The sequence below is a fragment of the Flavobacterium flabelliforme genome, assembly GCF_017948675.1.
Lineage (GTDB): Bacteria > Bacteroidota > Bacteroidia > Flavobacteriales > Flavobacteriaceae > Flavobacterium > Flavobacterium pygoscelis.
The window spans coordinates 207,353-230,256 of sequence record NZ_JAGFBU010000001.1; the positions used below are offsets into that span (position 1 = coordinate 207,353).

A 22,904-nucleotide genomic window follows, 5' to 3' on the forward strand; every position below is an offset into this window, starting at 1 on the left:
GCTTTAATATTAAAAAAAAACGTTATTAATGATTCTTTACTAGTTAAGGCAAATTATTTACCAGAGAAACAAAGAGAAAAATGCTTTATATCGATAATTTTCGATAATTTGCACCCTCTTTAAAAAAATGGTCTAAAAACAGCAAAATTCTCAATACCAGCAAGCTTTATACATGTATTTAAAAAATATTTCCCTCTTCAATTACAAAAATTTTTCAGAAGCAAATTTTGATTTCGACACCAAAATAAACTGTTTTGTTGGCAAAAATGGCATTGGAAAAACTAATGTTCTCGATGCAATTTATCATTTATCTTACGGAAAAAGCTATTTTAATCCATTGGCTGTCCAAAACATCAAACATGGTGAAGAGTTTTTTGTAATTGATGCGACATTCGAAAAAAACGAGAGGAGTGAACAAATTGTTTGCAGTTTAAAAAAAGGGCAAAAAAAAATACTGAAACGAAATGGTAAATCCTATGATAAGTTTTCAGATCATATTGGCTTTATCCCTTTAGTGATTATATCACCAGCAGATAGAGATTTGATTGTTGAAGGAAGCGAAACCAGACGAAAATTTATGGATAGTGTAATTTCTCAATTGGACGCTCAGTATTTACAGCAACTCATACAATATCAAAAAGTAATCAACCAGCGTAATGCATTATTAAAATATTTTGCTTTAAACCATGTTTTTGAAAACGATACATTGTCTATTTATAATGAGCAACTAGACGGTTTAGGAAAATTTATTTTTGAAAAAAGAAAAGAATTTATCGAACAATTTATTCCTATTTTCAATAAGCATCATCAGGCAATAACAGGTTCACAAGAAAGCGTACGATTGGTATATGAAAGTCATTTATTCGAAAAAGAACTCCTGCTCCTTTTGCAGGAAAACATCAATAAAGATCGGGCTTTGCATTATACAAGTGTCGGTATTCATAAAGATGATCTAGCTTTTGAAATCGACCATTACCCAATTAAAAAATTTGGTTCTCAGGGACAGCAAAAAACCTACCTAATCGCTCTGAAATTAGCGCAATTTGAATTTTTAAAAAAACAAAGTGGCGTAAAGCCCATTTTACTGTTTGATGACATCTTTGATAAATTAGATGAAAACCGAGTTTCAAAAATAATTGAAATGGTAAATAGCGATACTTTCGGTCAGCTTTTTATTTCTGATACGCATGCGGATCGCACAGAAGAAATTTTAAAATCTACACATCAATCCTATAAAATTTTCAATTTATAGTTTTATTTAAGACTTCATTAGCCTTGGCAAAGTGAAAAAATAACTAATTTAGCCTAATCATTTTAAAATTAAAACACCTTGAAATTCAATCCAAAAATACTCGTAATTATTTCCTTTATAATATTCTCGTGCAATGCACAAAACGCTAAGGACGTAAAAACAATAGAAGCAAAAGATTTTGCCGAAAAAATAGCCGAAACTCCAAATGCACAAATTCTAGATGTAAGAACTCCTGAGGAATTTTCTGGATCTCACCTAGATAATGCCATAAATATTAATTGGTTAGGAAATAGCTTTGTGACAGATGTAGAAAAAATAGACAAAACAAAACCTGTTTTTGTGTATTGTAAAAGTGGCGGAAGAAGTCAAAATGCTGTTAATAAATTAGAAGAATTAGGCTTCAAAAACATTTATCAACTACAAGGTGGAATCTTGAAATGGGATGCTGCAGGCTTATCTAAGCCAAGTGATAAAGTGAGCGGAATGTCTGTTCAAGAATACAACAAATTAGTAAATGCAGATAAAAAGGTACTTATTAATTTTTATGCAGAATGGTGCGCTCCTTGTAAAAAAATGGCTCCTTACCTTGCTAAAATGCAAAAAGAAGAAAATGAAAATGTTGTAATTATTAGATTAGATGCTGATAAAAACAAAACATTGATGGATGTATTGAAAATTAGTGAACTTCCTACATTATTTGTATATGAAAAAGGAGCGATAAAATGGAAACATTCTGGTTATATAAGTGAAGAAGACTTAAGAAAACAAATACAATAACCGAATATGCTTTCAAAAGAAACAATACAATTTCTAGACGATTTAAAAGCCAATAACAATAGAGATTGGTTTTTAGAAAACAAGAAAAGATATGAGGCCTTCAAAAAAGATTATCAGCAATTAGCAGCTTCCTTTCTAGACGCTCTGAAACCGCTTGATCCTTCCTTAGAAATGCTCGAAGTAAAAAATTGCACCTTTCGAATTAATCGAGACATTCGGTTTTCAAAAGATAAAACTCCCTATAAAACACATTTAGGACTTTGGTTCTCCTCAGGAAGTAAAGGCTTGAACCGTTCTGGATACTACATACATTTAGAAAAAGGCGCTAGTTTTATTGCAGGCGGACTTTACTGTCCTGAATCTGAAGACTTAAAAAAAATGCGTAAGGAAATTGCTTATTTCCATGATGATTTAGAAGCTATTCTTGAAGAAAAAAACTTTAAAACAGAATTTAAGGATTTTGATCGCAATGAAAAAAATACCCTAAAAAATCCACCTAGAGGTTACGAAAAAGAGCATCCAGCTATTGAATTACTTAAATTAAAAAGTTTTGAATCCTCTCAAGCAATCGATTTTTTGTCCGTTTCCAAAAAAGACTTTGTTACTGTTATGAGTCGAAAACTAATAGCATTAAAACCTTTAAATGATTTTATAAATCGCGCCTTAACGTCGGAATAATTATAAATGAAAAAAAAGAAAATACTTTTTCTTGGAGAAACCTACAGAGCCGATGCAATTACTTGGATGAATGGTCTTCGGGAATTTGGCGATTTTGAAATTATTACGTGGGAATTAAAAACACCAAGCAATTCTAATCTAAACCGAATTTTAAGAATATTTGAGTTTCTATTTGCAATTTTTAAAATAAAGAAAATTAGCCGACTCCAAAAACCGGATATGATTATTGCCGAACGAACCACCAGTTATGGTTTTCTTGCTGCCTTATCTGGCGTAAAACCCGTAGCGATTGCTCAACAAGGCAGAACTGATTTATGGCCTGAAAAATCATTTTCGTTTCATTTAAAAAAAATGATTCAAAAATATGCATTTCAAAAAGCAGATTTAATACATGCTTGGGGACCCGTAATGACGGTTTCTATGAAGGAGAGAAATGTAGCTATGAAAAAGGTTTTAGTACTATCAAAAGGAATTGATCTCAAAAAATTTAAAAATATAAATAGCGCTAATCCATCAAAAATTAATGCAGTAGTAACTCGTTCTTTACTGCCTGAATACCGTCATGATACTATCCTTAAAGCTTTTTCATTGCTAAATGAAGAAGGTACAGATTTCTCCCTTACAATAATTGGAGACGGAAATCAATTGACAAATTTGAAAGATTTAGCTCGAAATTTAAATATTGAAAAGAAAGTTAATTTTACGGGAAGAATTGCAAATACCGAATTACCCAAAATACTTCAAGCATCAAATTTTTACATCAGTATGCCAATAACAGAAGGTGTTTCGGCCTCTTTATTTGAAGCTATGGCTTGCAATTGTTTTCCCATTGTTACTGATATTGCTGGAAATAGATCTTGGATTCAACATCGTAAAAACGGACAACTTATTCCAATTGATGATTATGAAAAGCTTGCATCGGAATTAATATGGTCCTTTGAAAATAAGGATTTTAGAGAAGAAGCCGTAGTAAAAAATAGAAAATTTGTAGAAAAAAATGCAGATTATAATATAAATATGAAAATCATTTCTGAAAGATATCACGAGTTAATCAATACTACTAAGAATTAAAAACGAGAAATAATTCTATTGAAATTTTCAATTGAATAAGATATTATTTTTTGATTCAGTTTCAAAACATTCCCTCAAATATTTCAAAAATCATAATTGAGAAAATAATAAATTAAACATTCATAAAATTAAAAAACACATCTATGAATGAAAAATTATCCAACTAAATTATAATTATTACTTTTGGATTAAGAATTCAAAAAAGCAAACACTTTCATGGACATACAACATCAATTTTCTTTAAAAAAACACAATACTTTTGGCATTGAAGCCAAAGCAAAACAGTTTGTAGCCATTCACACACTTGAAGAACTAAAAGACATTTTAGAGTTAAAAAAATCTGATAAAAAATTCATTTTAGGAGGAGGAAGCAATATGCTTTTGACAAAAGACATAGATGCCCTTGTAATTCATATCGATTTAAAAGGCAAAAAAATTATAAAAGAAAATGAAGATTTTGTTTGGGTTGAAAGTCAAGCGGGAGAAAACTGGCATGAATTTGTTCTTTGGACCATTGATCACAATTTTGGTGGTTTAGAAAACATGTCATTGATCCCGGGAAATGTAGGCACCACTCCTGTTCAAAATATAGGAGCTTATGGAACTGAAATCAAAGACACCTTCGTTTCATGTGAAGCCATTGCAGTAAAAGATCAGGTAATAAAAAACTTTACAAAAGAAGAATGCCGTTTTGGATATCGAGAAAGCATCTTCAAAAACGAGGCAAAAGACCAATACATCATTACTTCAGTTGTTTTTAAATTAACCAAAAACAATCATAAAGTTAATACATCCTACGGAGACATAATTAGTGAATTAGCAAAAAACAACATAACTAATCCTTCCTTAAAAGAGGTTAGCAATGCAGTAATCGCTATTCGTCAAAGTAAATTACCCGATCCTAAGGAGTTAGGAAATAGCGGTAGTTTTTTTAAAAATCCAATTCTTTTGAAATCAGAATTCGAACCAATAAAGCAGCAATTTCCAGAAATGAAATATTATGAAATTTCTGAAACTGAAGTTAAAGTTCCGGCTGGATGGCTAATAGAACAAGCTGGATTTAAAGGGAAACGTTTTGGAGACGCAGGAGTTCATAAAAATCAAGCTTTAGTTTTAGTCAATTATGGCAATGCTACTGGAGCAGAAATCCTACAGGTTTCAAGGAATATTCAGGAAACTATTTTGAAAAAATTTGGTATTCATATAGAAGCAGAAGTCAATATTATTTAAAAAAAATAATAGTATTCTATTCAAAATTTTTTGCTTTATAAACAGTTTTTTTCAAAATTTAAATTCTTTAATAATAAAAATTCCACCATGTTTACACCAGATATATACAAAAATGAGAATCCTGAAGAAGTAAATAAATTTCTAGAGGAGAATAGTTTTGGCATATTGATCAATCAGACTAACGGAAAATTGTGGGCCACTCATATACCGCTTGAACTTGCGATTAATAATGAAGGGAGAACCATTTTAGAAGGTCATATCGCTAAGGAAAATCCACAATGGGAAGGCTTTAAGCAAAACGAAGAAGTTTTGGCAATTTTTTCAGGACCAAATTCATATATATCTTCCTCATGGTATGATCATGAAAATGCGCCAACTTGGAATTATATTGCCGTACATGTGTATGGAAAAATAAAAATAATTGAAGGTGAAGCCGTTGTAAATTCGTTAAAAAGATTAGTGGATAAACACGAACAGCAGTCTGAAAAACCAATTCGTGTAGAAGATTTATCTTCAAAAACGATGAGACAAGTTAATGGAATTGTTGCTTTTGAAATTGAAATTGAAGAAATTCAAGCCACTCGCAAGATGTCACAAAATCGAGACGAGAAAAATTATCAGAATATTATTCTAGAATTAGAGAAAAAAAACACAACTGAGTCTATTGCCACAGCAAAAGAGATGAAAAAATGTCCTTATGAAAAACTTTAAAATTCATAAATTTATAATTTACTAATGATAATTGTATTTCATACCTTTGCACTTTCTTAAAATTAAGGAAATAAAATTACACTAAACTCTGATGCTTATTATCATTCTTTACATTTTTATATTTATTGTTGCAGTTCAAATTTTGTATTATTTGGGTATCTTTAGCAAATTTGCTTTTGCAAAAACGCAACAGACAACACCAAATACGCTCCCTATTTCAGTTATCGTATGTGCTAAAAATGAGCAAGAAAACATAGTTCGTTTTATTCCTCTCCTTGCTGAACAGAACTATTCAAACTTTGAAATCGTATTAATTGATGACGCTTCAAGCGATAATACTTTGGCTATTTTTGAAGAATTTGAGAAGCAATATTCTAATATTAGATTAGTAAAAGTTCAAAACAACGAAGCCTTTTGGGGAAACAAAAAATATGCTTTGACATTAGGAATTAAAGCAGCTAAAAAAGAATATTTACTTTTTACAGATGCCGATTGTTATCCCACTTCAAAAGATTGGATAACGGCTATGAGTGCTCAATTTACGGCACAAAAAACAATAGTTTTAGGATATGGTAAGTATGAAAAGATAAACAACTCGTTTTTAAATAAAATAATTCGTTTTGAAACTTTATTAACTGCAATTCAATATTTTTCATGGGCAAAAGCAGGACATCCTTACATGGGTGTAGGTAGAAATTTAGCGTACAAAAAAGAAGAGTTTTTTAATGTTAACGGATTCATAGATCACATGAGAGTTCGTTCTGGAGATGATGATTTATTTATCAATCAAGCTGCGAATTCTAAGAATACAACTATCGCATATACACCAGAAAGCATTACACTTTCTAAACCAAAAACTACTTATAAGGATTGGTTGATTCAGAAAAGAAGACATATTGCTACTGCGAATTATTACAAAAAATTTGACAAGTTTCAATTGGGACTTTTCTATTTCTCGCAACTAACTTTTTTAATACTTTCAATAGTATTATTAGCAATACAATTTGAATGGATTGTGGTACTCCTATTAATCGGTTTTCGTTACCTTATAACTTGGCTGGTGATCGGATTTTCTGCTGGAAAATTAAAAGAAAAAGATGTCGTATATTGGTATCCGGTAATTGAAATAGTATTAATATTTACGCAAATCAATATATTTGTAACAAATATATTCTCAAAACCAATACATTGGAAATAAAAAATCAAATAGAAAAAGCAAAACAAGGTGATCAAGTTGCTTTCACTTTTCTATTGAATCATTATTGGAACGAAGTGTATGGTTTCATGCTAAAACGTACTGAAAATGAAACCAACGCAGAGGATATAACTATTGAAACATTCTCAAAAGCTTTTGATAAAATTGCTTCTTACAACTCAGAATTTCAGTTTAACACTTGGTTGATTGCCATTGCAAAAAATGTTCATATCGATATTTTACGCAAAAAGAAAGCCAGTTTATTCGTAGAAATCACAGACGAGGAAGACCAACAAGCTTACAATATTGCCGATACTACTCCGTCTGCAGAGGACAAATTAATCACAGAACAAAATTTATCTTTATTACTGCAGTTTATCAAAGAATTGAAGCCACATTATCAAGAAGTAATTCAGTTACGCTACTTTCAGGAAATGACTTATCAAGAAATAGCCACTAAAATTAATGAACCCTTGAGCAATGTAAAAGTAAAATTACTTCGTGCTAAAAAATTACTGGCTGAAATAATTCAGAAAAAAAAATAATTTACTTTCAATTATTTTACGCCAACAAATTCAATTCCTTAATTCGTACTATTTTAATTATAAAAAACACAATCTTTTTTTTAGACAATTAAAATTATATAGCATTGAAAATTAACACTATACATCTTTTTTAACTAAATAATTAATTACCAATAATTAGGCAAAATGATGTAATATTGAAATTTTAATTACTATAGTAGTTAAATAAGTGTATAATATTTACGATTATATTAAAATAATTACTAAATTCACATATATAAAATAAACACTTTGATGATTTAAAAAAAACATGCTTATGATCTGAATGTTACTTAACCATTAAACCCACTAATTATGTCAAAATTAAGCATCTACGAAACCAGTTGGTTGAACCTTGTTTTTGAGAACAGAAACAAAGAATACGGAGCCTATCAACTCCGTAAGGAAAGTAATAAAACCTTACTATTTGCCCTTTTTATGGGGGTATTATTTTTATTTGGAACTATAAGTATTCCTAGATTCTTAAATTATTTTAGTGCTGATTCTTCAGAAAACGTAAGTACTCCTGATTTTACTAATACTATAGTACAAATTAATGAGATCATTCCAAACCAAGTTAAACCCAACGAATCAGTTCCGGCGGTAAAAAGTAATACAACAGAAGCACCAATTATAAAAAAACAATTAGTAAATCCAGAAATCGTACAAGCCGCGCAAGCTACACAAGACGTTCCTAAAAATACTGATAACCAAAGTACTACAACTGTTGTAAATGATGGAACTGGAATAACAGGAGTAAATCCTACTGCAGGCACAACAAGCGGAACAGATAACACTAATGGTACTGATTTAGGCAATACTATTGTCGCTAGTGTAGCACTAGACAAACTTCCTGAATTTCCGGGTGGTATTAATAAATTCTATGTATATGTTGGTAATAATTTTGAAAAACCAGAAATAGAAAACACAAGTAATATTCGCATTTTTGTCTCTTTTGTGATCGAAAAAGATGGAAGTATGACCGACATTCAAGTAAAAAAAGATCCAGGTTATGGATTAGGAAAAGAAGCGATTCGAGTTTTGAAATCATTACGAACCAAATGGACGCCTGGAATGATTGATGGAAAAGCAGTTAGAACAGCTTATAATCTTCCTATTATCATAAAAATGGAGTAAATTATTAAATGAAAATATTTTAATAAAAGCAGCATCTATAAGTGCTGCTTTTATTGTTTAGATTCTTTTTAGGAAAACCTCTTTAGCACTACAAAAAGTTCTAACCTAGCCCTGATAGAGCCGATATCCTCGTAGCATAGCGGAGAGATAAAGGGGAAAGCAGGACAACTATTTGTTAAAAAACGAAAAAAATCTGCTTTAAATATATCTATTTACATTGCTTTAAATAAAAGGACAAACGAATCCACAAATAGACTACAATCGTTATCTTTGCACTTTGAAAATTGATATATGGAAACTGTTTTAGAAAATACTTTACCGGTTGGAAAACCGAAATGGTTGAAGGTGAAACTACCAATAGGCCAAAAATACACTGAACTTAGAGGATTAGTTGATAAATATAGTCTGAATACAATTTGCACCTCAGGAAGTTGTCCAAATATGGGAGAATGCTGGGGAGAAGGAACGGCAACTTTCATGATATTGGGAAATATTTGCACTCGTTCTTGTGGTTTTTGTGGTGTAAAAACCGGAAGACCAGAAACCGTAGATTGGGATGAACCTGAAAAAGTAGCTCGCTCGATAAAAATCATGAATATCAAACATGCGGTAATTACAAGTGTAGATAGAGATGATTTGAAAGATGGCGGATCTATTATTTGGATAGAAACGGTAAAAGCGATTCGAAGAATGAATCCTACTACTACTCTAGAAACATTGATTCCAGATTTTCAAGGAATCGAAAGAAATATAGATCGCATTGTAGAAGCCAACCCAGAAGTTGTTTCTCACAACGTAGAAACCGTTCGAAGACTAACACGTGAAGTTCGTATACAAGCAAAATACGATAGAAGTCTAGAAGTTTTAAGATACCTGAAAGAAAAAGGAATTAATAGAACAAAATCCGGGATCATGCTTGGACTAGGAGAACAGGAAGAAGAAGTTTATCAAACCATGCGTGATTTACGTGAAGCTAATGTAGATATTGTGACTATTGGTCAGTACTTGCAACCTAGCAAAAAACATTTACCTGTAAAAGAATTCATAACTCCAGAGCAATTTAAAAAATATGAAGATTATGGATTAGAACTTGGATTCCGTCATGTAGAAAGTGGTCCTTTAGTTCGTTCTTCTTACAAAGCTCAAAAACATATACTATAATACAATGGTATAACATCATAAGTTAAAATTCTGAAGATTTTTAACTTATGGTGTTTTACTTTAAGAACCTACACTTTCCTACTTATGATAAGAATCGCTATAAATGGTTTTGGAAGAATTGGGCGCAATTTATTTCGCTTACTCTTAAATCATCCTAACATTGAAGTAATAGCCATAAATGATATTGCGGATACAAAAACAATGGCTCACTTAATAAAATACGACAGCATTCACGGTGTTTTACCAAATGTTGTAAGTAGTGATAAGGAAGGAATTATAATTGATGACAAACACTTTTTATTTTTCCATGAAAAGAGTATTCTAAATTTAGATTGGAAAAGTTTAAATATTGACTTTGTTATTGAATCTACAGGAAAATACAAAACTTTTGAAGATTTAAATAATCATATTTTAGTTGGAGCCAAAAAGGTAATTCTTTCTGCACCGTCTGAAGTTGACACTATAAAAACAGTAGTTTTAGGGGTTAATGAAAACATACTTGATGGTTCAGAAACGATTATATCAAATGCTAGTTGCACTACTAATAATGCAGCACCTATGATAAAGGTAATCAATGAGCTTTGCGGTATTGAGCAAGCTTATATAACCACCATACACTCCTATACAACAGATCAAAGTTTACACGATCAACCTCATAAAGACTTGCGTCGCGCCCGTGGAGCAAGCCAATCTATTGTCCCTACAACAACTGGAGCTGCAAAAGCATTAACAAAAATTTTCCCTGAATTTGAAGGTAAAATTGGGGGTTGTGGTATTCGTGTCCCAGTGCCAGATGGTTCATTGACCGATATTACTTTCAATGTAAAAAGAGCGGTAACAATAGAAGAGATCAATAAAGCTTTTAAAGTTGCTGCACAAACCAGCCTGAATGGCATTTTAGACTATACTGAAGATCCAATTGTATCAGTAGATGTAATTGGCAATAAAAATTCTTGTATATTTGATGCTCAGCTAACTTCAGTAATTGACAAGATGGTAAAAGTCGTTGGTTGGTACGATAATGAAATAGGGTATTCCTCCAGGATAATTGATTTAATTCTTTTGACTAATTTAAAAAAGCCATAAAAATAAGAGTCATAAAATTGGTAACAAATGAAATGGTCTTTCGTTTATTTACTTTTTTTAACTTCGTTACTATATTCTCAACAACGCGAGAAAATAGATAGCACAGCTTACTATGTTAGCTTAAACTACCCTTTAGTTGACAATAACAATTACAAAGAAGCACTATCAAATACTCAGAAAAAGATAGTAAAAGCAGAAAGAAGCAATAATATCAAAGAGCAAGCTTCAGAAAATTATAATTTAGGAAAACTATATTATGATTTAAAAAAATACAATGATGCTATTGGGACACTTCTTAAAAGTGCTTCACTGTATTCTTCGTTAAAACCAAACACAAAACAAGTTGCGACATTATACACAATAGCAATGTGTTATATGGAAAAAGAAGACTTTAGCAATGCCGAAATCTTCTTAAACAAAGCCAAAGTAATTCAAGATTTTTTAAAGATACCTGATACTGCCGAATTATTCTCTCTTCAAAAAGGAATATTATACAAGTCCGAAAATAAATTGGATGAAGCTTTAACAATATTTAAAACCATAATAGCAAAACCGGATAACAGTAGCAATTTAAATTCGAAAATAGAAGCGCTTTATCAAACTGGCTATATTGAAAATCAAAACAACAGAAGTAATTTAGCCCTGAATTATTTATATAAAGCACTAGAATTAGGTGATAATTCAGATAACTTAGAACAGCGATCTAATATTTTATTGGCCCTTAGCACCGTTTATGAAAAAATTCTAGATAAAAGCACTGCCTACTCCTATTTAAAACAACATCTGAATTTAAAAGAGCGTATTACTATTAGAAATAATAAAAGACTCGGAATAGATGATTATACCAAATTCAAACAATCACAACGATTAAAAGAAATTATTCAGAATAACAATGAGATTAAGGAACAGGAAAAAACAAGTAAATTTTCTAAACTGATCAGCATCTTAGCTATAGCTTTAATCTCAATATTGTCTTTGTTAAGTCTTTCTTTATACAAGAACAATATCATTAGAAATCAATCAAATTTATTATTACAAGAAAAAAATAACGAGCTAGAAATTGCAAAAAACAAAGCAGAAAAAGCATCAAAAGCAAGATCTGAATTTCTTTCTACTGTGAGTCATGAACTTCGAACACCATTAAACGCAATTAATGGAATTGCACATTTACTATTAGAAGAAAAACCGAAAAAAAACCAATTGGATTATTTGCATTCTTTAAAATTTTCGGGAGATTATTTGACAAAATTTATCAATGAAATATTAGAAATAAACAAAATAGAATCTGATAAATCTGAAGTAGAACAAACTAATTTTAATTTAAAGCAACTGCTATTTGACATTAAAAATTCTTTAAAAGAATTAGCTGTCGCAAATAACAACGATTTAGTACTAAAAATTGATGAGGGAATACCCGATTATCTAATTGGAGATCCAACAAAATTATCTCAAATAATACTAAACTTGATTAATAACGCGCTAAAGTTTACAAAGAATGGTACAATCCAATTAATTACCAATCTTGAAATGTTAGAAGATAAAATAGCCACGCTTTATTTTGAAATTAATGATACTGGAATTGGAATACCTGAGGACAAATTAAGTAGTGTTTTTGATAGTTTCTCACAAGGCTCAATAGAAGTGAACCGAAAATATGGTGGCACAGGATTGGGCTTAACTATTGTAAAAAAATTAATTAAAATCCTTGGAGGTAAAATAAAGTTAACAAGTATTGTAGGTAAAGGCTCTACTTTTTCTTTCAAATTAGCTTTTGAAATAAGCGAAAGCCCAGTAGAAGTAAAAGTGCTTCCAAAAATTGATTATGATTTTAAATTAATAAATAAAAAGATATTAGTAGTTGAGGATAATAAAATCAATCAAATGATCACTCGTAAAATGCTACATAATAAGAAAATTATATGTGAGATAATTGATAATGGAGAAGATGCAATTGATTGGGCTAGGAATAATAAATTTGATTTAATACTGATGGACGTTCACTTACCCGGAATTAACGGAACTGTTGCTACAGAACACATTCGTAGTTTTGATAAAACTACACCTATTATAGCACTTACAGCTATTTCGCTTCACGAAAACCGCGAAATGCTTTTATCCTTTGGGATGAATGAAGTAATAACAAAACCTTTCGTCCCAGAGGATTTTTATAGCACAATCGCAGAATATATTTAGTCTATTAATAGTTTAAAATTAATTCTCTAATAAGTTTTCTCACTTTAGGTTCTGCTCCTTTAGCAGCCTCTAATACTTCATCATGAGAAATAGTTCCAATACTTTCTTCGTCACCCATATCTGTTATTACAGAAATACCAAATGTTTCTAAATCCATATGGCGTGCTACGATTACTTCTGGAACAGTTGACATTCCCACACAATCAGCACCCAAAATTTTCACCATTTTATATTCGGCTAAAGTCTCAAAAGTAGGGCCTTGTAAGCCTAGATAGATTCCTTCTTGCACTTCTATATTCAAGTTTTTTGCTAAAGCTTTACTGGTAGCAATCATCTTTCTAGAATAAGGCTCGCTCATATTTACAAAACGAGGTCCAAAACGCTCATCGTTTTTGCCACGCAAAGGATGTTCTGGAGTCATATTAATGTGATCTGTAATCATCACAATAGATCCTACTTTATAGTTTGGATTTACTCCACCAGAAGCATTTGAGACTACTAATTTATCAATTCCTAAAAATTTCATTACTCGCACCGGAAAAGTAACTTCAGTCATAGAATATCCCTCATAAAAATGAAATCTTCCTTGCATAGCAACTACTTTTTTAGAACCAATGGTTCCGAATACTAAGGCTCCTTTATGACCCTGAACGGTTGAAACTGGAAAATTTGGAATCTCATTATACGGTAAAGTGTACTCAATTTGCATTTCATCGGTAAAACTCCCTAATCCTGATCCTAAAATAACACCATATTCTGGCTTAAAATTGATCTTCTCGTTGATATAACTAACGGTTTCTTGTACTTGTTCCCACATAATTTATAATTGTTTTATCAAATTTCTCACTATCACACAGAAAAGAACTTTTTATGGGCAAATAGAAAAGCTGTTCTGTTGGCAAACTTCCTTTCAAACGCATATAATCTTTCTCGGTAGTAATAATAATATTATTTTGAGCTATTTTTTTTATTTCTAAAATGTCTTTATCAGTAAAATTATGATGATCTGGAAAAGACAAACAGACTTCATTATTATTTTGTAAATGTTTAAAAAAAGGTTCTGGCTTTGCAATTCCTGCAATTACTATTTTGGGTGTTGATTGCAGTTCATTAAGGTTTAACTTTAGATTTTCGCTAAAAATAAAAGTATCATACGCTATAAAAGTAAAGTATAATTCTTGATCTGAAGAAATATTCAACTTGTTTCTGATTTTGTTTTTCTCCTCTGATGAAAGTGTAGCAGGACATTTAGTTACAATGACAACATTCGCTCTTTTTACCCCACTTCTGCTTTCTCTTAAATTTCCTGCTGGCAATATAAAATCATCTGAAAATAAATCTCCATAAGAAGTTAGCAAAATATAAAATCCCGCTTTTACTTTTCGGTGTTGAAAAGCATCATCTAATAAAATAACTGCTGGCTTTTCTTTTTGGGCAAGTAATTGCTTAATCCCATTTTGTCTATCAGCATCAACAGCAACTTGAATTTCTTTAAATTTTTCAAAAAATTGAAAAGGTTCGTCACCAAGAATAACAGCAGTCGCAGTTTGATCAGCCAAAATAAAACCTTTCGATTTCCTTTTATAACCTCTACTAAGAGTGGCTACTTTATATTTTTTAGAAAGCAAACGAATTAAATATTCTATTTGAGGCGTTTTACCAGTCCCTCCAACACTAAGATTTCCCACTGCAATAATTGGCAAATCAAAAGAATAGGATTTTAAAATCCCTTTATTAAAAAGAAAATTACGAATACTTGTGATTATACCATACAAAATGGAAATTGGAAACAGTATTTTTCTAAGTAAATTCATAAAACAAATATAAAAAGATAAGCTACCAATTCACGAATAAAACGGTTCAAATATTAAAAAAACATCGTTTATGCTTATATTTGAAAGTACAAATCGCTAAGATTCTCATTTAGTCAAACATACACTTTTCTCTTAAATAGATTCTTAAAAAATTTGATAATTTATAAATGCAAAACAATTAATAATGAGTAAAATAAAAGACATTCTTTCTATTCTGGAGGAAATGGCGCCGCTTGCTTACGCTGAAGATTTTGATAATGTAGGCTTATTAGTTGGAGATCAAAATAATGAAGCCACAGGAGTTTTAGTTTGTCATGATGCGTTAGAAAGCATAATTGATGAAGCCATAGCAAAAAAATGCAATCTTGTAGTTTGTTTTCATCCTATATTATTTTCTGGCTTAAAAAAAATAACAGGCAAAGATTATGTAGAACGCTCGATTATCAAAGCTATAAAAAATGATATTGCTATATATGCAGTTCATACTGCTTTAGACAATCATCAAAATGGAGTGAATAAAATTTTCTGTGATGCGCTTGGTTTAATAAATACTAAAGTTTTAGTTCCAAAGGAAAATTTCATTAGGAAACTAGTGACTTATACAATTGCTGAAAATGCAGAAAAAGTTCGAAAAGCACTGTTTGATGCTGGCGCTGGAAATATAGGAAATTATGAAGATTGCAGTTTCAATTCAAAAGGCATAGGAACTTTTATGGGAAATGAAAATAGCAATCCTCAATTAGGAGAGCGATTTGAATTTGTTCAAACAGAGGAAATTAAAATTGAAGTTACTTTTGAAAAACATTTAGAAAATAAAATATTAAAAGCATTGTTTCAAAATCATGCTTATGAAGAAGTGGCGTATGAAATTTACGATTTAAAAAACCAGCATCAAAATATTGGTTTAGGAATGATTGGTGAATTGAAAGAACCAATGAAAGAAAAAGATTTTTTACTATTTGTAAAAGAAAAAATGCAATCAAAAGGGATAAGGCATTCTAACTTTATCGGAAAAGAAGTAAAAAAAATAGCCGTTCTTGGTGGAGCTGGAAGTTTTGCCATAAAAAATGCAATTCAAGCTGGCGCAGATGTATATTTGACCGCTGATTTGAAGTATCATGAGTTTTATCAAGCCGAAAATCGACTTTTATTGGCAGATATTGGACATTTTGAAAGCGAACGCTATACAAAAAATTATATTGTTGAGTATCTTCGAAAAAAAATCCTTAATTTTGCTGTTATTTTATCAGAAGAAAATTCAAATCCAGTTAAGTACTTATAGAATATGACGAATACGAAAGAATTAAGTGTTGAGGACAAGTTAAGAGCGATTTACGATTTACAACTTATTGACTCCAGAATTGACGAAATTAGAAACGTAAGAGGAGAGCTTCCTTTAGAAGTTGAAGATTTAGAAGATGAAGTGGCTGGTTTAAGTACGCGTTCAGAAAAATTGAAAGGAGAACTTGAAGTAATTGAGGACCTTATCAAAGTAAAAAAGAATGCCATTGAAGACCACAAAGAGTCTATCAAAAAATATACGAAACAACAAGAAACGGTTCGTAACAACAGAGAATTTAATTCGCTGACTAAAGAAATAGAATTTCAAGAATTAGAAATTCAATTGTCTGAAAAGCAAATTAAAGAAATGAAAGCTTCTATGGAACACAAGAAGGAAGTAATTGCAAGCTCTAAAGAAAGATTAGAAGCAAAATCAAATCACTTAAAGCATAAAAAATCTGAGCTAGACGCTATCATGGCTGAAACAGCAAAAGAAGAGGCATTCTTATCTGAGAAATCTCAAGAATTTCAAGCTTTAATTGAAGAAAGATTATTGAAAGCATATACAAGAATCAGAACTAGTGTTCGTAACGGTTTAGCTGTTGTATCTATCGAAAGAGGAGCATCTGCAGGATCATTCTTCACTATTCCGCCACAGACTCAAGTAGAAATTGCTTCGAGAAAGAAAATCATCACAGACGAACACTCTGGAAGAATATTAGTAGACAGCATGCTAGCTGACGAAGAAAAAGAAAAAATGGATCAATTATTTGCTAAGTTTTAATTACATTTAAGTCCCGATTTACATCGGGACTTTTTTTTATATTATATTTGGTCTGCTTTGCAGACTTTTTTTGTTTGTATAGTTTGATAATTTTATTTCATGAAAAACAGTTTTTATTTTTTGTTAACTAAATCAATTGGTGCTTACATCAATCTTATGAGCTATGTTTTTCCTGATAAAGCTATTCAAATAGCACATGGATTTTTTAGCCAACCTAGAAAAGGAAAAATCAATAGCAACAAAATTCCTAAAACACTACAAGGTGCAATTCGAGACACAATAATTGATAATGATAATGTAATACAAACCTACATTTGGAAAGGAAACGATACCACTATATTACTTATTCATGGTTGGGAAAGCAATTCCTCTAGATGGAAAAAAATGCTACCCTATCTTATCGACTCAGGAAGTACCATAATTGCTATTGATGGACCAGGACAAGGAATGTCAAGTGGAAAAGAATTTACCATACCAAAATATGCAGAATTTATTGATATTGTTGCTAAAAAGTACCAACCTCAATATATGATTGGTCACTCTATGGGAGGAAAAACAAGTTTGTATTATCAATACAAACACCAAAACCCTAATATTCAAAAAATGGTAATTCTAGGTGCGCCTAGTGATTTTGTTATTATTTTAAAAAACTTTACAACTCTATTAAGATTGAACAATAAAGTTACACAAGCTTTAAAAAACAAATACACTCAGGTATTGGATAAAAATTTAGATGAATTTGCATCAAAAGAATTTGTTTCCAATAATGAAACTAAAGGATTTCTAGCGCATGATGTTGATGATACTATTGTCTTATTTACAGAAGGAAAAAAAATAGCCTCCGCATGGAAAGACGTTCATTTTGAAGAAACTAAAGGCCTTGGTCACAAATTACACGATGAGGAATTGTATAAAAAAGTAAATGCCTTTTTATTTGATTCAAAGGACTAAAATCCATAATTTTTAATAGTACATTTTGAAAAAGTGTGAGTGTTTCAAAAATAATATTGACTGTTTTAAACACATAAGAAATATAAGAATGTCTAAATTTTAATTTGCCAGTAATTTATATTTCAAATTTATGAATTAGATTAATTAGGTTTTAAAACTTTAAGGGATTTTTGATATTTATTGACATTTGTGATAAACAACTTTAAAGTTGAATGTCAAATCACTTTCCTACCCAAACATCATTTTTAAAAAAGAGTTTAAGAAACCGATAAAGAAATTTGCTTACTTTTGCACTATGGAAGAAAATTTAAAACGCCTCAATAAATTCATAGGAGAAACAGGATATTGCTCTCGCCGTGAAGCCGATAAAATTATTGAAGAAGGTCGCGTTACCATTAATGGAATCGTACCAGAATTAGGAACCAAAGTATCTCCTAATGATGAAGTGCGTATTGATGGTAAATTGATACGAGAAAAAAATGAAAAACCAGTATACCTTGCTTTCAACAAACCAGTAGGTATAGAATGTACTACTAATTTAGAAGTTCGCAATAATATAGTTGATTATATAAACTATCCCACTCGTATTTTTCCAATTGGACGATTAGACAAAGCAAGTGAAGGATTGATTTTTATGACCAATGACGGTGACATTGTAAATAAAATTTTAAGAGCGAGAAACAATCACGAAAAAGAATATACCGTAACAGTAAACAAATTAATTACGGACCGATTTATAGAAAAGATGGGAAATGGAGTTCCTATTTTAGATACTGTAACCAAAAAGTGTAAAGTAGAGAAAATTAGTTCTACCACATTCAAAATTATACTTACACAAGGTTTAAATCGCCAAATTCGTAGAATGACCGAGTATTTAGGTTATGACGTTGTAGCGCTTAAGCGTATTCGAATCATTAATATTTCACTTGATATTCCTGTGGGTCGTTTTAGAGATTTAACGGATGCTGAAATTTTAGAAATGAATCAATTGATTGAGCCTTCAATAAAAACAGAAGAGGGAAGTTTACCTAAACCAGAAGCATCACCTAACAGAAGAAAAACCGAATTTATAAAAAGGGATGATCCTCGATTTAAGAAAAGAGGAGAATATTAAAAAGTAAAAAAGCGTTTCAAAATCTGAAACGCTTTTTTTATATTTAAAACCAGCGTTTTCTTTTAAATAAAAACACACCAAAAGCAGGTAAGATCATAGATATGGCAATTACAATCCAGATTCCATATTTGTTTTCTTGTAAATCATTAGGAACATTCATTCCGTATAAACTAGCGATCAATGTTGGAATCATTAATATAATTGAAATAGAAGTCATCTGTTTCATTATAGTATTCATATTGTTTGAAATTACAGAGGCATACGCATCCATAGTTCCTGTTAAAATATCACTATATATATTAGTGGTTTCTTGTGCCTGGCGCAATTCAATCTCCACATCTTCTAACAAATCAAGATCAAAATACTCTCTTTGTGATTTTATATTCTTGATTCTGTGTAATAAAATATCATTGCCTTTTAAGGAAGTCATAAAGAAAACCAAGCACTTCTCTATTTGAAGTAAGGCTTGTAATTCTTCATTTTTTATGGATTTCTCCAAATTATCTTCGGCTAATTTTATTTTTTGGTTGACTTGTTTTAAGTATTTCAAAAACCAAACACTAGAGGATAGTAACAATTTTAATACTAAATCAAAATTATCTTTGATATTAATATTCTTGCGTTTGGTGTATGTTACAAAATCGGCAAGCATTTCTGTTTTGTGAAAACTTATGGTAATGCATATTTGACCTTTAAAAACAATACCAACAGGAATGGTATGAAAAGGCAACTTTATATCATTGCTTTTTACAGGAATTCGCATAATGATTAGAGTCCAACCATTTTCAATTTCTATCCTTGGTCTTTCGTCAATATCTTCAATATCATTATAAAAAGCTTCTGGAATCTCTAGGTCTTCTAGTAAATATTTTTTTTCTGCTTCGGTCGGACATTCTATATTTATCCAGCAGTTTGGAATCCATTTTTCAATGGCAATTAATCCGTTATTGTTTTTGTAAAAAGCTCTCATATCAAAATTCTATAGGTTTAGTCATAGCCTCTTGATTTAGTTACAAGGGCTACTTTAATTCAACATTTCCGAATAATAATCGTCCATTTTAAAATTATTTATTTTTTTAAGTGCTGCAAAAGTATTGTTTAAATTTCGTTTAATCGTCAATTAACTAATTTTTAAGTCGTTTTTAAGCTAAAAAAAAAGCCTTAAACTCACATTTAAGGCTTTTTTTCAAATCAATTATACTATTTATTTCTTTTCATTTCTCTTGCCAAAAGTGTGTTTTTAAGTAACATTGCTATCGTCATTGGTCCTACTCCACCTGGAACAGGAGTTATAAAAGATGCTTTTTTACTTACTTCATCAAAATCAACATCTCCTGTAATTACATATCCTTTTTCATGATTTTCATCAGGAACACGAGTAATACCAACATCAATAACAACAACACCTTCTTTTACCATATTTGCTTTAAGATAATTAGGAACTCCAAGTGCAGTAATAATAATATCTGCCTGAATCGTTATTTCTTCAATGTTTTTAGTGTAGCTGTGTGTCAGAGTAACTGTTGAATTTCCTGGGAATCCTTTTCTTCCCATTAAGATACTCATTGGGCGTCCTACAATATGGCTACGACCAATAACTACTGTATGTTTACCTTTTGTTTCTACTTCATATCTTTCTAATAACTCTAAGATACCGAACGGTGTAGCTGGGATAAAAGTTGTCATATCTAATGCCATCTTACCAAAATTCTCTGGGTGAAAACCATCCACATCTTTACTCGGATCAACAGCCATTAAAACTTTTTGTTCATCAATTTGTTCAGGCAATGGTAACTGAACGATAAAGCCATCAATAGCCTCATTCTCGTTCAATTCTTTTATTTTTTTAAGTAATTCAACTTCTGTAGTTGTACTAGGCATTTTTACTAAAGTAGATTCGAATCCTACTCGTTCGCAAGCTTTCACTTTACTGCCAACATAAGTTAAACTTGCCCCATCGTTACCAACGATTAAAGCAGCCAAATGAGGTACTTTTTCCCCATTATCTTTCATTTTTTGTACTTCTACAGCGATTTCACTCTTAATATCTTCCGCTGTTTTTTTTCCGTCTAGTAGTTGCATTTTAATTTAGTTTAAAGGATAATAATTCTTTGCTGTAGTCAAACCAACTCAGCAAAAAAAGGATAACATAATAGTTGTTGTAATTGTTCTGCTAAAAAATTAAGGTTTAAAGTTTTAATTTAATTAAAACTTTAAACCTTAAAGATATTATCTCATTCCAGGCATTCCTCCAGGCATTCCGCCTTTCATTCCGCCCATCATTTTCATTAAATTTTTTCCTCCTGGTCCCTGCATCATTTTCATCATCTTGCTCATTTGATCAAATTGTTTCATCAATTGATTGACTTGTTCGATTTTCGTTCCGGAACCTTTAGCAATTCTTGCTTTTCTTTTTACATCAATCAAAGCGGGTTTGCTTCTTTCAATTGGAGTCATCGAGTGAATAATGGCTTCTATATGTTTGAATGCATCATCTTCGATCTCTACATCTTTCATGGCTTTTGAAGCACCAGGTATCATTCCGACCAAGTCTTTCATATTACCCATTTTCTTTACTTGCTGAATTTGAGATAGGAAATCATCAAAACCAAATTCATTTTTAGCAATTTTCTTTTGAATCTTTCTGGCTTCGTCTTCGTCAAATTGTTCTTGCGCTCTTTCTACCAAAGACACAACGTCACCCATCCCTAAAATTCTTTCAGCCATACGAATAGGATAGAATACATCTATAGCATCCATCTTTTCCCCTGTACCGACGAATTTAATTGGTTTATTTACAACTGTTTTTATAGAAATAGCTGCCCCACCACGCGTATCACCATCAAGTTTCGTTAAAATAACACCATCAAAATTCAATCGATCATTGAACGTTTTTGCTGTATTTACGGCATCTTGACCTGTCATTGCATCTACAACAAATAAGGTTTCTTGAGGCTGAATCGCTTTATGAACACGTTCTATCTCGTTCATCATTTCCTCATCAACCGCCAAACGACCTGCTGTATCGACAATAACCACATTAAATCCATTTGCTTTCGCGTGTTTGATTGCATTTTGGGCAATTTCAACAGGATTTTTATTTTCAGGCTCAGAGTATACCTCAACACCTATTGAATCTCCAACAACATATAATTGCTGAATCGCTGCTGGACGATAAATATCACAAGCAACCAATAGTGGTTTTTTATTCTTTTTTGTAAGAAGATAATTCGCTAGTTTTCCAGAAAAAGTAGTTTTTCCTGATCCTTGCAAACCAGACATTAAAATAACGGTTGGATTTCCAGAAAGATTAATTCCTGCAACATCACCACCCATTAATTCTGTCAGTTCATCTTTAACTAACTTTACTAACAATTGCCCTGGCTGAAGCGTTGTTAATACATCCTGCCCGATTGCTTTTTCTTTTACTTTAGTGGTAAAATCTTTCGCAATTTTAAAGTTAACATCCGCATCAAGCAAAGCTCTACGAACTTCTTTTAAAGTTTCGGCTACATTTACTTCGGTGATTTTTCCGTGACCTTTAAGTATATGAAAGGCTTTATCTAGTTTATCGCTTAAATTATCGAACATGGTTTATTTTTTTATTGAAATGCAAAGATAAACTAATTAGATAATTAGGCAATTAGATACAATAGATAATTGAGACTATTTTATGGAATAGAAAAAAACAGAAAAGAGTGTTTTATTTTAGCTAAACTGTGTTTAACATGAATACATTAAAAACAAAAAAGAGGCTAGATAAATCTAACCTCCTTTTCCCAAAATACAAACAAGTAACTCATAAACAGTATTGACATTAACATTTTAGCTTATAAAAGCCAAAATCTAATTGGTTACAAAAAAAGAAATATCAAGACAATATTTTGAACCTAATTATAATACTAG

Annotated in this window: 21 protein-coding genes; 16 read left to right on the top strand and 5 right to left on the bottom strand. The window is 31.0% G+C overall.

The window, feature by feature from the left end; all coding sequences use genetic code 11:
* The first annotated feature begins 172 nt into the window (after nt 1-172).
* From recF to J3S90_RS00960, 12 genes are all read left to right on the top strand, one after another.
* Nucleotides 173-1,252: a DNA replication/repair protein RecF gene (gene recF / locus J3S90_RS00905; protein WP_188049727.1), complete on the top strand. Its 1,080-nt coding sequence runs from the start codon at nt 173-175 to the stop codon at nt 1,250-1,252.
* A 78-nt stretch (nt 1,253-1,330) separates the two neighbouring features.
* The gene (locus J3S90_RS00910) at nt 1,331-2,029 is read left to right on the top strand and encodes a thioredoxin domain-containing protein (protein ID WP_210644091.1); all 699 of its coding nucleotides are present in this window, start codon (nt 1,331-1,333) and stop codon (nt 2,027-2,029) included.
* Between the two features lie 6 nt (nt 2,030-2,035).
* Nucleotides 2,036-2,707, top strand: coding sequence for a DUF2461 domain-containing protein (locus J3S90_RS00915; RefSeq protein ID WP_188049725.1), 672 nt, complete (start codon nt 2,036-2,038; stop codon nt 2,705-2,707).
* A 6-nt stretch (nt 2,708-2,713) separates the two neighbouring features.
* Nucleotides 2,714-3,778, top strand: coding sequence for a glycosyltransferase family 4 protein (locus J3S90_RS00920; RefSeq protein WP_210644093.1), 1,065 nt, complete (start codon nt 2,714-2,716; stop codon nt 3,776-3,778).
* A gap of 216 nt (nt 3,779-3,994) precedes the next feature.
* Nucleotides 3,995-5,008: a UDP-N-acetylmuramate dehydrogenase gene (gene murB, locus J3S90_RS00925; protein ID WP_210644095.1), complete on the top strand. Its 1,014-nt coding sequence runs from the start codon at nt 3,995-3,997 to the stop codon at nt 5,006-5,008.
* Nucleotides 5,009-5,095: 87 nt separating this feature from the next.
* Nucleotides 5,096-5,719, top strand: a complete 624-nt coding sequence (locus J3S90_RS00930) for an FMN-binding negative transcriptional regulator (protein WP_210644096.1) — start codon at nt 5,096-5,098, stop codon at nt 5,717-5,719.
* Nucleotides 5,720-5,810: 91 nt separating this feature from the next.
* Nucleotides 5,811-6,917, top strand: coding sequence for a glycosyltransferase (locus J3S90_RS00935; protein WP_188049721.1), 1,107 nt, complete (start codon nt 5,811-5,813; stop codon nt 6,915-6,917).
* Complete coding sequence (locus J3S90_RS00940) at nt 6,908-7,459, top strand: RNA polymerase sigma factor (protein ID WP_188049720.1); 552 nt, start codon at nt 6,908-6,910, stop codon at nt 7,457-7,459. Before J3S90_RS00935 ends, J3S90_RS00940 begins: the two co-directional genes overlap by 10 nt.
* Before the next feature lie 333 nt (nt 7,460-7,792).
* Complete coding sequence (locus J3S90_RS00945; protein ID WP_210644098.1) at nt 7,793-8,614, top strand: energy transducer TonB; 822 nt, start codon at nt 7,793-7,795, stop codon at nt 8,612-8,614.
* Between the two features lie 291 nt (nt 8,615-8,905).
* Nucleotides 8,906-9,775: a lipoyl synthase gene (lipA, locus tag J3S90_RS00950; protein WP_188049718.1), complete on the top strand. Its 870-nt coding sequence runs from the start codon at nt 8,906-8,908 to the stop codon at nt 9,773-9,775.
* An 84-nt stretch (nt 9,776-9,859) separates the two neighbouring features.
* Nucleotides 9,860-10,861: a type I glyceraldehyde-3-phosphate dehydrogenase gene (gene gap, locus J3S90_RS00955; protein ID WP_210644100.1), complete on the top strand. Its 1,002-nt coding sequence runs from the start codon at nt 9,860-9,862 to the stop codon at nt 10,859-10,861.
* A gap of 27 nt (nt 10,862-10,888) precedes the next feature.
* Nucleotides 10,889-13,054 carry a tetratricopeptide repeat-containing hybrid sensor histidine kinase/response regulator gene (locus J3S90_RS00960; protein ID WP_210644102.1) on the top strand — a complete coding sequence of 722 codons (2,166 nt, stop codon included), beginning with the start codon at nt 10,889-10,891 and terminating at the stop codon, nt 13,052-13,054.
* A gap of 4 nt (nt 13,055-13,058) precedes the next feature.
* Here the strand turns inward: J3S90_RS00960 and J3S90_RS00965 are convergent, their stop codons facing one another.
* Complete coding sequence (locus J3S90_RS00965) at nt 13,059-13,871, bottom strand: purine-nucleoside phosphorylase (RefSeq protein ID WP_210644104.1); 813 nt, start codon at nt 13,869-13,871, stop codon at nt 13,059-13,061.
* On the bottom strand, nt 13,843-14,868 hold the full coding sequence (gene lpxK / locus J3S90_RS00970) for a tetraacyldisaccharide 4'-kinase (protein ID WP_210644105.1): 1,026 nt from the start codon (nt 14,866-14,868) through the stop codon (nt 13,843-13,845). Before lpxK ends, J3S90_RS00965 begins: the two co-directional genes overlap by 29 nt.
* Before the next feature lie 184 nt (nt 14,869-15,052).
* Between lpxK and J3S90_RS00975 the strand changes: the two genes are divergently transcribed.
* The 4 genes from J3S90_RS00975 to rluF all read left to right on the top strand — a co-directional run bounded on the left by J3S90_RS00975 (nt 15,053) and on the right by rluF (nt 18,998).
* The gene (locus J3S90_RS00975) at nt 15,053-16,150 is read left to right on the top strand and encodes a Nif3-like dinuclear metal center hexameric protein (protein ID WP_210644107.1); all 1,098 of its coding nucleotides are present in this window, start codon (nt 15,053-15,055) and stop codon (nt 16,148-16,150) included.
* Between the two features lie 3 nt (nt 16,151-16,153).
* Entirely contained in the window at nt 16,154-16,933 is a 780-nt protein-coding gene (locus J3S90_RS00980) for a zinc ribbon domain-containing protein (protein WP_188049712.1), read from the top strand.
* 99 nt (nt 16,934-17,032) lie between these two features.
* Entirely contained in the window at nt 17,033-17,884 is an 852-nt protein-coding gene (locus J3S90_RS00985) for an alpha/beta hydrolase (RefSeq protein ID WP_210644111.1), read from the top strand.
* 295 nt (nt 17,885-18,179) lie between these two features.
* Nucleotides 18,180-18,998, top strand: coding sequence for a 23S rRNA pseudouridine(2604) synthase RluF (rluF, locus tag J3S90_RS00990; protein ID WP_188049710.1), 819 nt, complete (start codon nt 18,180-18,182; stop codon nt 18,996-18,998).
* A 43-nt stretch (nt 18,999-19,041) separates the two neighbouring features.
* Here the strand turns inward: rluF and J3S90_RS00995 are convergent, their stop codons facing one another.
* The 3 genes from J3S90_RS00995 to ffh all read right to left on the bottom strand — a co-directional run bounded on the left by J3S90_RS00995 (nt 19,042) and on the right by ffh (nt 22,589).
* Complete coding sequence (locus J3S90_RS00995; RefSeq protein WP_210644112.1) at nt 19,042-19,968, bottom strand: magnesium transporter CorA family protein; 927 nt, start codon at nt 19,966-19,968, stop codon at nt 19,042-19,044.
* A 230-nt stretch (nt 19,969-20,198) separates the two neighbouring features.
* Nucleotides 20,199-21,080: a bifunctional 5,10-methylenetetrahydrofolate dehydrogenase/5,10-methenyltetrahydrofolate cyclohydrolase gene (locus J3S90_RS01000; RefSeq protein WP_188049705.1), complete on the bottom strand. Its 882-nt coding sequence runs from the start codon at nt 21,078-21,080 to the stop codon at nt 20,199-20,201.
* 147 nt (nt 21,081-21,227) lie between these two features.
* Nucleotides 21,228-22,589 (bottom strand): signal recognition particle protein, encoded by a 1,362-nt coding sequence (gene ffh / locus J3S90_RS01005; protein ID WP_188049704.1) that lies wholly within the window; start codon nt 22,587-22,589, stop codon nt 21,228-21,230.
* Nucleotides 22,590-22,904: the final 315 nt, after the last annotated feature.